Source organism: Aeromonas sp. TW 6 (genome assembly GCF_013168745.1).
GTDB lineage: Bacteria > Pseudomonadota > Gammaproteobacteria > Enterobacterales > Aeromonadaceae > Aeromonas > Aeromonas caviae.
In genome coordinates, this window is record NZ_JABERS010000010.1 from 16,006 (window position 1) to 27,672 (window position 11,667).

Consider the following 11,667-nt stretch of genomic DNA (forward strand, 5'->3'; position numbering starts at 1 on the left):
GGGCCCCTTTTCCTTCATGCTGGTCCACGACCATCAGAACACGTACTTGACCCGTGCACTGAGGTTGCGGCCAGGCTTGGTCTGCTTGCTGGTATCTGCGGTGGCGGCAAGGCCGGTGATGCTCTCGTAGCTCACGTACTCCTTGTCAAACAGGTTGAACACCCCCACGTTGAGCTGCAGGTCCTGCACCGGCTTGAACTGGGCATAGAGATCCACCACGCCCCAGCCTGCGCTCTTGATGTTGTCGTTGCCTCGCGCATCCTTGCCCACCTTGTCCATGTCGTCGGCAAAGCGCAATGCGGTGTTGATGTTCCAGTTCGGCTGCTCCAGACGCACTCCGACGCTGCCGTTCAGGGGGCTCAGGCTGTTGATGTAGTTGCCCTCGCCATCCTTGCCCTCGATGTAGGCCAGGTTGCCCCAGACGTTGACCAGCTCGTTCAACCAGTAGTCCGCCTTGGCCTCGGCCCCCTTGGTGGTCGCCTTGTCCAGGTTCTGGTACTGATAGAGGGCGGTACGGCCTTCGGTGCCCACGGCCGTCAGTTCGATGAAGTCGTCGAACTTGTTGTAGAAGGTGGCCACTTCATAGCTGAACCCGCCACGGCTGCCGCGCACCCCCAGATCGATGCCGTCGCTGCTCTCTGGCTTGAGGTTCGGGTTGGGCTCGATGCGATAGCCATACGCCTGGTGGTTCAGGGTGGAGAAGGCGTTGTCATACATGGGCGCCTTGAAGCCGTGGCTGTACTGGGCGAACAGGTTCGCCGCCTCGTGCGCCTTGAACACCAGCCCCAGCTTGGGAGAGAACTCCCCTTCGGAGATCTTCTTCATGTTCTCGCCCGTGTAGGCGGGATCCTCGTCCGGGGTCATCTTGTAGTAGTCGTAACGCACGCCCGGGGTCAGCACCCAACGCTCGCCGAACTTGATCTCGTCAAAGGCCCAGAGCGCACTGCGCTCGCTGGTGGTGGAGGGGAAGCTCAGCTCGTTGTAGCCGACGAAGTCACCCGGAACGGTCGGCCCCTTGAAGCGGGTGCGCTCGTTGTCGGTGTGCTCGTATTCCAGGCCCCAGGCCAGACGCTGGCTGGCGAGCGCCTTGTTGAACTTCACCTGGGCGCCCAGGCTCTCCTGCTCGAAACCGTTGTGATCCAGGGAGTTCTTGGTCACATAGGGGTTGCCCGGCATGACCGGATACTTGGACGAAGCGTACTGATCCAGGGTCTGCTTGGCGCGGCTGTAGTAGATCTTGCTGTCCACGCGATCCGCCCAGGGGGCGTTCAGGGCGAGGCCATGATCCAGTACCAGGGAGAGGTTGTCGGTCTCCTTGTCGGTAATGGGCTGGTTGAAGACGGAGCCCGCCTTGGTCAGATCGATGGCATCCGGATCCTGCCCCTCGGTGAAGTAATCCACCGTCAGTTTCAGGAACTGCTCATCGGAGAGATTCCACTTGCTCTTGAACAGCACGGCCTGGCTGACGATGTCGAACTCGTTCTTGTCGCCGTCATAATTCTGGGTGACACCGCCATCGCGCCAGGTGTAGCGCAGCAGGTTCTCGACTTCCCCGGTGCGCAGCGCCCCCGTGATGCCGGCCATTCTCTGGTGGCTGCTGGAGGCATAACCCGTGGTCGCATCCAGATAGCTGTCGCGGCCCTTGAGGAAGTCGCCTGCATCCTTGGTGGTGATGGCAATGACGCCTCCCAGAGCATCGGAACCGTAAGCGGCCGAGGCCGGCCCTTTGGCCACTTCCACCTGCTTGATCATGTCGGTGTCGAAGTAGGTCTGACCCACGCCGCCATTCTTGTAGGCATCGTTCTGGCGCACACCGTCCTGCACCACCTTGACCCGGTTTTCGCTCATGCCGCGAATGGTGAAGGTTTGGGCATCTCCTGCTCCTCCCTGCACGCTCACCCCGGGCTCATAGCGGAACAGATCGGCGACGTTGCTGACGACCTGCTCTTCAATCTGCTCCGAGGTAATGACGGCGATGGGACCGGAAACATCTTCCAGCTTCTGTTCCATCCGGGAGCCGCTGACGACCATGACTTCATCGGCTTTCTTGTCTGCGGCGAAAGTGGGGGAGATCAGCCCGGCCGCCACGGCGAGGGCTATCAGGGAGGGGGTGTTGTTGTGCGCCACTGCAAAGTCCTTATTGAGAATTATTATCAAGCGGAAGGCATATTACCCCGCCAGAGACAAAGATCAATAATAAAGTGAATCATTCTCATTTCACTTTATCGTCATTCCCCCTTACACTGGCGCCACTTTTTCGCTCGCCATGCCGCCATCCCATGGTGCAGCCTTTTCCCATCCCCTGTTTCTTGAGTGAGTAACCATGATCCGACGACTCCCCCTACTCGCCCTGCCCCTGCTGCTGGCCGCCTGCGCCACCACGTCGCAGAACACCCCACCCGAGACCCTCTATGACGCACGGCTCGATACGGCCCAGGGGCAGGCGTTGACCTTCGAGCAGGCGGTGGCGCGGGTGGCGGATGCCGACATCGTGCTGGTGGGGGAGCTTCACACTCACCCGGCCATCCATCTGTTGCAGGCACGTCTGCTGGCGGGGCTTGACGAGATGTCGCAAGCCGATGGCCGGGCCCTGGTACTCTCCATGGAGCAGTTCAGCCGCGCCGATCAGCCGGTGCTGGATGCCTACCTGGCCGGACGCATCGGCGAATCGGCCCTCATTCGAGATGGCCATGCCTGGCCCAACTACCAGAGTGATTACCGCCCTCTGGTGGAGTTTGCCAAGGCGCAGCACCTGCCAGTGATCGCCGCCAATGCCCCCAAACCCCTGGTGAGCTGCGTCGGTCAGGAGGGACCGGCCTGGCTCGACAAACTGCCGGCCAATCGCCGCAGCCAGCTTGCCCGCGAGCTGACTCTGGGGGATGACGGCTACCGCCAGAAGTTCATGGCTTCCATGCACCATGGGGATGCGGACGGCAACGCCCGTCGCTTCGCCGCCCAGACCAGCTGGGACGACACCATGGCCGAAAGCATGGTGGATTATCTGGGCAAGCATCCCGGCAGGCGCATCATGCATATCGCAGGCAACTTCCACGTGGAGGGGGGACTCGGGATCGCCAGTCGCATCGCCAGCCGCAATCCGGCACTCAAGGTGGCACTCATCGTGCCGCAAACCAGTGACGAGACAGCCCCCGGGAGAGACGCAGACGTCAGGGTCCACATCGCTCCCCTGCCGGAACGCTGGCTAAATGCAAAGGAAATGAAGCAAGATATGGGCGCACTGCATCAATCCCGAAGCCGTGACTGCAGCCAATGGTTGCAACCCTCAAAATAGCCCAAGGATTTCATATGGATGTGTTACTCGTCATCGACATGCAACAGGGGTTGTTCGATAACCCCCGCCATCAGGATGCCCAGGTCATCGCCAACATCAATCGTCTGGCCGATCGCGTGCGGGGCCAACACGGACGGGTCATCTATGTGCAACACGACGAACCGGGTTCCGAGCTGGAACCTGGCAGTGCGGGCTGGCAACTGCACGCCGATCTGGCCCCGTCTCCCCACGACAGCCGGGTGCGCAAGACCGCCTGTGACAGCTTCCTCGACACCGAGCTCGGCTTCCTGCTGGCAGAGCAGTCGGTAGACAGACTGCTCATCTGCGGCTGTGCCACCGACTTTTGCGTCGATACCACGTTGCGCAGCGCCGCCGCCAGGGGCTTTGACGCCTTTGCGGTGACCGACGCCCATACCACGGCGGACAGGCCGCACCTGAGTGCGGAGCAGATCATCCAGCACCACCACTTCATGTGGCGGCATCTGAGCCTGCCTCAAGGCAGAAGCGTGACCCTGCTCACGACGGATGAGCTGCTGGCCACCATTCAACCCGAGCGGGCGTGTTAAGCTGCCCGTCCTGATGTGAACACCCGATTGGAGTCTTGTGTGCGTCTACTCTCTGCCGTTGCCCTCACGCTGCTGTTACCGGCGCTCACCGCCTGCTCCGGCTTGCCGGGGGCAGCACCCGATGGCCCGGCCCCCCTGTTCCACACCCATATCAGCGACGACGGGAGCAAGCGCTTCACCTTCGAGGCCGCCCCTCTCGACGTCCTGCCCACCCGGTTGCAGGAGGGAGATGACAACCGGCTGAGCCGCCGCGACAAGAGCCTGCTGGAACGCCGGGAAGCCCTGCAGGACGAGCAGCTCACCCAGATGCTGGCCACGCGCAAGTATTGCCGAAGCGGCTATATCGTCCTCAGCCAGACCTCCTGGAAGATCCGCGGGGAATGCAACGAGAGCGCCACCCAGGCCGATCGCGATGCCTTCCCCAACCAGGCAGGCTGGCAAGAGTAACCCGGGACATAACAACAAAATGGGCAGCCCAGGCTGCCCGTTTTCTCATCTCGCTAATTGTTCCCTCAAACGGGTTCATCCGCCGGGCTGGTCAGCTCGGCGCCATTGTCGATGCGTTTGTGCCCTTCCACCAGGTGAACGAAGTCCACCAGTTCGTCGCCGGAGACACGGAACGCCTGACCGAATCCCTTGACGAACAGTCCCTGCTCGGGCTTGAGCCTAAACAGCACGAAGTCCTTGAGGTTGGAGAGCCCTTTGACTATCTCGCCGAAGCGCCCTTCCAGCGCCGCAACGGCCTTCTCCCAGCGTGCGTCGTCGCGGGCCACCACCTCGGCGACCGCATCGAAGGTCAGACGCTTGCGGGCAAACAGCTCGCGGGCACCGGTTTCGTCCTCGATCAGCATCAGCGATACCTTGGGCACCTGTTGCAGGTTGCGGGCGTGGCGAGCTATCTCGGAGATGAGCACATAGTATCCATCTTCCTGCAGCACGAAGGGGGCATAGCTGGCATTGGGGTTGCCTTCGCCATCCACAGTGGCGAGCTGCAGGGTACGGCAACCGTCGCGGAACTCGCGGATCTCCGGTTGCAGGCGGTTTTGCAGGCGCTCCTGACGTTCACTCATGCTTTCACTTCCTCTTGATACTGACGGCGCAGGGCCATGAAACGCTCCACCTGCTCAGGCAGCAGATGACGCTGCTCGTCCCGGCCCAGGTAGATCTTGAAAATGCAGCGGCCACTGTGGCCGAAGAACTGGAAGGAGTGCCCCTCCTTGCCCATGAAGAGCTTGCTGACCAGGGCGATGCCCGCCACGTTGTCGAGCTTGAGGTGGCCGTGCAGTTCGCCGTCCCGCCCCATCAGGTTGTAGTAGCCGCGCGCGTTCTTGCCCTTGGGGAAGGGAGCCTTCACCTCGAAGATGGAGCCATCGGATTCGACGATGGTGGTCACCTGACCCCAGCTGGACAGGTCCGCCAGCAGGGCTTCGGCCTCCCCGGCCGGCACTGACGTCATCAGGGCGGCAGGCAGATGGCGTACCACCTCCCACTCGCTGACGGCCAGCTCGGTGGCGATAGTGGACGGGTGGGCACTGGGGTCTTGCTCCAGCAGCGCCTGAATGCGTTGTGCAATGCTCATCGGTTCTCCCTGGATGATCTGGCGATGGTGCTCGGTGTCGCGACGGATACTGTAATAAAGCGCCCCAAGTAACGCAATTGATAATCGCTTTCATTCTCAGTGCATTTTGGTGGGCGACTTGATATTCTCGGCGGCAACCTTATTTCATTCACCCTTCGGAGGTTCGCATGGGCCGTCGTTTTGCCCTCGCATTCAGCCTGCTCGGCTGTGCCCTTTCCCTCTCTTCCCCATCCGTCATGGCGGTGGAGCGTATCGTCAGCATAGGCCCGGCCACCACGGAACTCATCCTGGCGCTGGGGGGCGAGCAGAGCCTGGTCGCTACCGATGTCAGCAGTCCGGAGCCCAGAGGCGTGCCCAAGGTCGGCTATCACCGTGCCCTCGCCGCCGAAGGGATCCTGAGCCTCTCTCCGACCCTGGTGGTCGGCAGCGACGAGATGGGCCCGAACAGCACGCTTGATCAGTTGCGCCGTGCCAACGTCAAGGTCGAGGTCATGGCCACAGCCCCTACGCTGGCCAACCTCAACGAGCGTATCGACACCCTGGCCCATCTCCTGGGTGACCAGACGGCAGGGAGCAAGCTCAAGGAGGAAATTGCCGCCCAAAGCGACACCCTGGCGGCGCAGGCGAAGCAGAACAAGCCCCTCAAGGTCGCCTTCCTGCTGCTGCACAAGGGTCAGCCCACCAGCATCGCTGGCGGCAACACCACCGCCAGCGCCCTCGTCACCCTGGCGGGCGGCGTCAATCCGGTGGCTGGGCTCCACGACTACAAGCCCGTTTCCACCGAATCCCTCATCGAGCTGCAGCCTGATCTGGTGCTGGTGAGCGGCCGCGACTGGCAGCAGTATCAGGATCCCGACGCCGTCCTGAGCCAGGTGCCGGCCCTGTCAGCCACCCCGGCAGGCAAGAACAAGGCTATCCACGCCATCGACGGACATGCCCTGCAAGGGGGCCTCAGCCTTCGTTCCCTGCAACAGGCGAACCAGATCGCCCAGTGGATCAAGCAGGGTTCCTGATGCGCCTGCCTCTGCCCTGGCTACTCGCCCTGACCGGCTGCGCGCTGGCGTTGCTGCTGGTCGGGTCCCTCGCGACCGGCCCCATGTCCCTCTCCCTTGGTGAGAGCCTGCGCGCCCTGTTTGCCGGACCACAGAGCGGGATTGAGGCTCACAAATTATTGATCGTGCAGGAGATCCGTCTGCCACGAACCCTGCTCTGCATCGCCGTGGGGGGCATTCTCGGCCTCTGCGGCGCCGTCATGCAGGGACTGTTTCGCAACCCCCTGGCAGACCCCGGCATCATAGGGGTGTCGGGTGGGGCGGCACTCGGCGCGGCCCTGGCCATCGTGCTGCTCGCCCCGTTGGACTCGCACCTGCAGAGCCTGCTCGGCCTGGGGTTGCTGCCCCTGCTCGCCTTTCTCGGCGGAGCCCTCACCACCACCCTCGTCTATCTGCTGGGTACCCGAGAAGGGGGCACCTCGGTCACCGTGATGCTGCTGGCCGGGGTGGCCATCACGGCGCTCTCCGGCGCCGTCATCGGACTGCTCACCTATCTCGCCGACGATCAGATGCTGCGCAACTTGAGTCTGTGGCAGATGGGCTCCCTGGCGGCAGGCAAGCCGGTCGATGTGACGCTGGCGCTGCTGACCCTGGCCGCTTTGCTGCTGCTGTTCATGCGCGATGCCAATCCCCTCAACGCCCTGCTGCTGGGAGAGGGAGAGGCACGGCATCTGGGGGTGAACGTGCAGACGCTGAAGCGTCGCCTCATCCTGCTCACCGCTGCCGGTGTCGGCGTGGCGGTGGCCGTGGCGGGCATGATCGGCTTTGTCGGCCTGGTGGTTCCCCATCTGGTACGGCTGCTGGCCGGCCCCAACCATGTCCGCCTGCTCCCGCTGTCTGCCCTGCTGGGGGCTGGCCTGCTGCTGGGGGCCGACATGCTGGCACGCACCCTGCTCGCTCCGGCCGAGCTGCCCGTCGGCATTATCACCGCCCTGCTGGGGGCCCCCTTCTTCATCTGGCTCTTGGTCAAGAGCCGCCAAGCCCTGTAACAGGAGATCGCCACCTTGCCCGGATCCCCCTCCCCCCTGCTCAGTTGCCGGGGTCTTCGCCTCAGTCGTGGCAACCGGCTTATCCTGGACAGCCTGGATCTCGACCTGCATGCCGGCAGTCTGACCGCCCTGCTCGGCCCGAATGGCGCCGGAAAAAGCTCGCTGCTCAAATGCCTGACCGGCGAGCTGGCACATGAGGGAACCATCGCCCTGTTCGGCCAGAAACGCCAGGAGTGGGCCGGCAACGCGCTGGCCCACAGGCTCGGGGTGCTGCCGCAAAGCTCCTCCTTGAGCTTCCCCTTCCTGTGCGAGGAGGTGGTGGCCATGGGGCGACTGCCCCACAGCGAGCCCGCCAGCCGACGCGACGAGATTGTGCGTGCCGCCATGACCCACGCCGGGGTGGATCACCTGACGGGCCGCCTCTACCCCGGCCTCTCCGGCGGGGAGCGCCAGCGGGTGCAGTTCGCCCGGGTGCTGGCCCAGATCTGGCAGGCCCCGGACGAACCGCAGCAAGCGCGGCTGCTGCTGCTCGACGAACCCACCTCGGCCCTCGACCTCAAGTACCAGCACCAGCTGCTCACCATGGCCCGCGCCCTGGCCGGTCGCAACACCGCCGTGCTGGTGGTGCTGCACGACCTCAATCTGGCGGCCCGTTACGCCGATCGGCTGGTGATGCTGGAGCGCGGTCGCCTGATGGCGGACGGCCCCCCGGCCGAGGTGCTCACCCCGGCGCTCATCGCTCGGCTCTACGACTACCCGGCCGAGGTGATCCACCACCCCGAGACCGGACAACCCATGGTGGTGTGACACCCCGGGACAGATAGCAACAGAGCGCCATCAGGCGCTCTGTTTTTTTGCGGTATCCAGCCTTGGGCTGACCTGCAGGGCAACTTCCCTGGGCACATCAGGCTATCTGGTAGCGCCCCGGCTTGTGATTGAGTGTCAACACCAGGTTACAGATGATGGCAGCCACCACGGAAAGCGCCAGCAGCCAGGGGGAGACCACGAAGAATGAGGCAACCACGATGGCGCAATCCAGCCCCATTTGCAGCTTGCCTGCCCGCACACCCCATCTGTCCTGAATGAAGAGCGCCAGGATGTTGAAGCCCCCCAGGCTCGCCTTGTGGCGGAACATGATGAGCAGCCCCATGCCGATCAGGGTGCCGCCGATCAGCGCCGCATAGACGGGTTCGATCTTGCCGATTTGCAGCACGGCGTTGAGGTGATCCGTCATGAAGGAGACGGTGGCCACGGCGGCAAAGGTATTGAGGGTGAAGCGCGGCCCCATTCTGAGCCAGGCCAAGACATAGAAAGGCAGGTTCATGGCGAAGAACAGCAGGCCGAAGCTGATGCCGGTCACCTGCTGCAGCAGCAGCGCCAGCCCGGCGGTGCCGCCGGTGAGCAGGCCGACCTGATGGAACAGGAAGATGCCGAGGGAGACGAAGCCTGCCGCGGTCAGCAGGGCGAGCACATCCTCATAGAGCGGGTGTGCAGAGCGGGGGGTGTTGTCCATAACCGGGTGTCCATGCGAAGTGAAAAGAGTGTCTGCCGCCAGCACTGGCGGTGGCGAGCCCCGTGGATCGGGACTTCGTTTATGACCACAGTGTCCGATTTCAGTGAGCCGGATCACAAGACGGTGGCAGTACGCACCAAAATGGTGCTCGTCAGCCCTGCGTTACAACCCCTGCACCAAGATCAGCCACTCTCCCCCGCGCCACCCTGGCCCCAGGCTGAAAAACCGGACGGATCCCGCTGTTACCAACAATGAATCGTTCTAGAATGGGGCCTCGCAAATCTCTGCCCCCAAGGAGTCGCCGCAGATGAGAGTCGCCGTATTCGGAATAGGTTATGTGGGTCTGGTCCAGGCCGCCGTGCTGGCCGAGATGGGCCACCAGGTGACCTGTGTGGATGTGGATGCCGCTAAGGTCGGCCGGCTGAAAGAAGGCATCATCCCCATCTTCGAACCCGGCCTGGCCCCCATGGTACAGGCCAACCACCAGGCCGGTCGCCTGCACTTCACCACGGACGTGGCCGAGGGGGTGGGCTTCGCCGAGCTCATCTTCATCGCGGTCGGCACCCCGCCGGACGAGGACGGGTCTGCCGACCTCCATCAGGTAATGACGGTGGCGGACACCATAGGCCGCCTGATGCAAGGGGGCAAGGTGGTGGTCAACAAGAGCACTGTCCCTGTCGGCACCGCCAGCCGGGTACGGCGACACATTGCGGCGCGCCTCGCCGACCGTGGTCTCGATCTTCCGCTCGACGTGGTCTCCAACCCCGAATTTCTCAAGGAGGGCGCCGCCGTCGCCGACTGCCTGCGGCCGGATCGCATCATCATCGGCACCGACTCCGATCACGCCTTCTCCCTGCTGGAGGAGCTCTACGCCCCCTTCAACCGCAAGCGAGACCGCATCCTGCGGATGGATGCACGCAGCGCCGAACTGACCAAGTACGCCGCCAACGCCATGCTGGCGACCCGCATCTCCTTCATGAACGAGATGGCCACCCTGGCCGAAGCCCTGGGCGCCGATATCGAGGAGGTGCGCAAGGGTATCGGTGCCGATCCGCGCATCGGCCACCACTTCATCTACCCAGGCTGCGGTTATGGCGGATCCTGCTTCCCCAAGGATGTCAGGGCGCTGATCCACACCGCGAAGGAGGCGGGGTGCGAGACCCCCCTGCTGCGCTCGGTGGAGCAGGTCAACGAGGCGCAGAAGCACAGGCTCATGACCCGGCTGCACCACCATTTTGGTGCCAGTCTGTCGGGGCGCACCTTCGCGTTATGGGGACTCGCCTTCAAACCCAATACCGACGACATGCGCGAAGCCCCGAGCAGGGTGCTGATGGAGGCGATCTGGGCGGCAGGAGGCAAGGTGCAGGCGTTCGACCCCGAGGCCATGACCGAGGCCGCCCGCCTCTATAGCCAGCGGGCAGATTTGCTCCTGTGCGACACCCAGGAAACCGCCCTTCAGGGGGCCGATGCCCTGCTCGTCTGCACCGAGTGGCAACAGTTCCGCGCACCGGATTTCGACCTGCTTCGCCAGACCCTGAAGCAGGCCATCATCTTCGACGGCCGCAACCTCTATGATCCGGCCCGTCTACGCCAGCGCGGTTTCACCTACTATGCCATCGGCCGTGGCGACAGCCTGGCTCATCAGGAGGAGCGATGAAGTACCTCGTCACCGGCGCCGCCGGGTTTATCGGATTTCATGTGGCGCGCAGGCTCTGTGGCGACGGCCATCAGGTGGTGGGGATAGACAACCTCAACGACTACTACGCGGTGAGTCTCAAGGAGGCGCGCCTCGCCCTGCTCACGCCTCTACCCGGCTTTCGCTTCGAACACCTCGATCTCGCGGACCGCGCGGCCATGGCCTCGCTCTTTGCCCACGAGCAGTTTGACCGGGTGATCCATCTGGGGGCCCAGGCCGGGGTGCGCTACTCCCTGGACAACCCCTTCGCCTACGCCGACAGCAACCTCACCGGCCACCTTACCGTGCTGGAGGGGTGTCGCCAGACCCGGGTGCAACATCTGGTCTATGCCTCCTCCAGCTCGGTCTACGGGCTGAACGAACAGATGCCGTTCAAGCCGTCCGATGGGGCGGATCATCCCGTCTCCCTCTATGCGGCGAGCAAGAAGGCCGGGGAGCTGATGACCCACTCCTACTCCCATCTCTACGGCCTGCCCACCACCGGGCTGCGCTTTTTCACCGTCTACGGCCCCTGGGGCCGGCCCGACATGGCCCTGTTCAAGTTCGTGCACGCCATCCTGAACGGCGACCCCATCGACCTCTACAACCAGGGCCAGCTCAGCCGGGATTTCACCCATGTCGACGACATCGTCGAGGGGATAGTGCGCATCGCAGACATCCCCCCTGCGGGCGATGCCCACTGGCAGGGGGCCCCGGACGCCAGCCCGGCCCCCTATCGCCTCTTCAACATCGGCAACGGCAGCCCGGTCAGGCTGCTGGACTTCGTGGATGCCATCGAGTCGGCCCTCGGCAAACGGGCCATCCGCAACATGCTGCCCATGCAGCCCGGCGACGTGCTCGCCACCTGGGCCGACACCCGCTCGCTGTTCGACGCCACGGGCTATCGCCCCCGTGTCGGGCTCAAGGAAGGGGTAGACAGCTTTGTCCGCTGGTATCGGGACTACTACCGGGTCTGAGCCAAACGAGGTGGCAGGGTCCCC

At 63.7% G+C, this 11,667-nt stretch carries 12 protein-coding genes; 8 read left to right on the forward strand and 4 right to left on the reverse strand.

Features of this window, described 5'->3' with window-relative positions:
* Positions 1-33: 33 nt before the first annotated feature.
* Complete coding sequence (locus tag HKD46_RS06960) at positions 34-2,127, reverse strand: TonB-dependent hemoglobin/transferrin/lactoferrin family receptor (RefSeq protein ID WP_171865062.1); 2,094 nt, start codon at positions 2,125-2,127, stop codon at positions 34-36.
* 196 nt (positions 2,128-2,323) lie between these two features.
* On the opposite strand from HKD46_RS06960, the gene HKD46_RS06965 reads away from it, so the two are divergent.
* The 3 genes from HKD46_RS06965 to HKD46_RS06975 are packed head-to-tail and all read left to right on the forward strand — an operon-like array spanning position 2,324 to position 4,305.
* Positions 2,324-3,292 carry a ChaN family lipoprotein gene (locus HKD46_RS06965; RefSeq protein WP_113978651.1) on the forward strand — a complete coding sequence of 323 codons (969 nt, stop codon included), beginning with the start codon at positions 2,324-2,326 and terminating at the stop codon, positions 3,290-3,292.
* A gap of 14 nt (positions 3,293-3,306) precedes the next feature.
* The gene (locus HKD46_RS06970; RefSeq protein WP_039040040.1) at positions 3,307-3,858 is read left to right on the forward strand and encodes a cysteine hydrolase family protein; all 552 of its coding nucleotides are present in this window, start codon (positions 3,307-3,309) and stop codon (positions 3,856-3,858) included.
* Positions 3,859-3,897: 39 nt separating this feature from the next.
* Complete coding sequence (locus HKD46_RS06975) at positions 3,898-4,305, forward strand: hypothetical protein (RefSeq protein WP_041211184.1); 408 nt, start codon at positions 3,898-3,900, stop codon at positions 4,303-4,305.
* A gap of 65 nt (positions 4,306-4,370) precedes the next feature.
* On the opposite strand, the gene hutZ is transcribed toward HKD46_RS06975, so the two are convergent.
* Positions 4,371-4,928: a heme utilization protein HutZ gene (gene hutZ / locus HKD46_RS06980; RefSeq protein WP_010673228.1), complete on the reverse strand. Its 558-nt coding sequence runs from the start codon at positions 4,926-4,928 to the stop codon at positions 4,371-4,373.
* Positions 4,925-5,437 carry a heme utilization cystosolic carrier protein HutX gene (gene hutX, locus HKD46_RS06985; protein WP_171865063.1) on the reverse strand — a complete coding sequence of 171 codons (513 nt, stop codon included), beginning with the start codon at positions 5,435-5,437 and terminating at the stop codon, positions 4,925-4,927. Before hutX ends, hutZ begins: the two co-directional genes overlap by 4 nt.
* Positions 5,438-5,604: 167 nt before the next feature.
* Between hutX and HKD46_RS06990 the strand changes: the two genes are divergently transcribed.
* The 3 genes from HKD46_RS06990 to HKD46_RS07000 are packed head-to-tail and all read left to right on the forward strand — an operon-like array spanning position 5,605 to position 8,285.
* Positions 5,605-6,450 (forward strand): hemin ABC transporter substrate-binding protein, encoded by an 846-nt coding sequence (locus tag HKD46_RS06990; protein WP_010673226.1) that lies wholly within the window; start codon positions 5,605-5,607, stop codon positions 6,448-6,450.
* Entirely contained in the window at positions 6,447-7,478 is a 1,032-nt protein-coding gene (locus HKD46_RS06995) for an iron ABC transporter permease (RefSeq protein WP_161470489.1), read from the forward strand. The genes HKD46_RS06990 and HKD46_RS06995 overlap by 4 nt, the downstream gene beginning before the upstream one ends.
* Before the next feature lie 15 nt (positions 7,479-7,493).
* The gene (locus HKD46_RS07000) at positions 7,494-8,285 is read left to right on the forward strand and encodes a heme ABC transporter ATP-binding protein (protein WP_171865064.1); all 792 of its coding nucleotides are present in this window, start codon (positions 7,494-7,496) and stop codon (positions 8,283-8,285) included.
* Positions 8,286-8,382: 97 nt separating this feature from the next.
* Here HKD46_RS07000 and HKD46_RS07005 read toward each other — a convergent pair whose 3' ends face one another.
* On the reverse strand, positions 8,383-8,991 hold the full coding sequence (locus HKD46_RS07005; RefSeq protein ID WP_171865065.1) for a YitT family protein: 609 nt from the start codon (positions 8,989-8,991) through the stop codon (positions 8,383-8,385).
* A gap of 307 nt (positions 8,992-9,298) precedes the next feature.
* Between HKD46_RS07005 and HKD46_RS07010 the strand changes: the two genes are divergently transcribed.
* Both HKD46_RS07010 and HKD46_RS07015 read left to right on the forward strand, forming a co-directional pair.
* On the forward strand, positions 9,299-10,648 hold the full coding sequence (locus tag HKD46_RS07010) for a UDP-glucose/GDP-mannose dehydrogenase family protein (RefSeq protein WP_171865066.1): 1,350 nt from the start codon (positions 9,299-9,301) through the stop codon (positions 10,646-10,648).
* Positions 10,645-11,643 (forward strand): NAD-dependent epimerase, encoded by a 999-nt coding sequence (locus HKD46_RS07015; protein WP_171865067.1) that lies wholly within the window; start codon positions 10,645-10,647, stop codon positions 11,641-11,643. The genes HKD46_RS07010 and HKD46_RS07015 overlap by 4 nt, the downstream gene beginning before the upstream one ends.
* The last annotated feature ends 24 nt before the right edge of the window (positions 11,644-11,667 follow it).

Excerpts from the sequence above, each read along its gene's own strand:
- HKD46_RS06990 (WP_010673226.1), top strand. The coding sequence starts at position 5,605 with ATGGGCCGTCGTTTTGCCCTCGCATTCAGCCTGCTCGGCTGTGCCCTT.
- HKD46_RS06965 (WP_113978651.1), top strand. The coding sequence starts at position 2,324 with ATGATCCGACGACTCCCCCTACTCGCCCTGCCCCTGCTGCTGGCCGCC.
- hutX (WP_171865063.1), bottom strand. The coding sequence starts at position 5,437 with ATGAGCATTGCACAACGCATTCAGGCGCTGCTGGAGCAAGACCCCAGT.
- HKD46_RS07010 (WP_171865066.1), top strand. The coding sequence starts at position 9,299 with ATGAGAGTCGCCGTATTCGGAATAGGTTATGTGGGTCTGGTCCAGGCC.
- HKD46_RS07015 (WP_171865067.1), top strand. The coding sequence starts at position 10,645 with ATGAAGTACCTCGTCACCGGCGCCGCCGGGTTTATCGGATTTCATGTG.
- hutZ (WP_010673228.1), bottom strand. The coding sequence starts at position 4,928 with ATGAGTGAACGTCAGGAGCGCCTGCAAAACCGCCTGCAACCGGAGATC.
- HKD46_RS07005 (WP_171865065.1), bottom strand. The coding sequence starts at position 8,991 with ATGGACAACACCCCCCGCTCTGCACACCCGCTCTATGAGGATGTGCTC.
- HKD46_RS06970 (WP_039040040.1), top strand. The coding sequence starts at position 3,307 with ATGGATGTGTTACTCGTCATCGACATGCAACAGGGGTTGTTCGATAAC.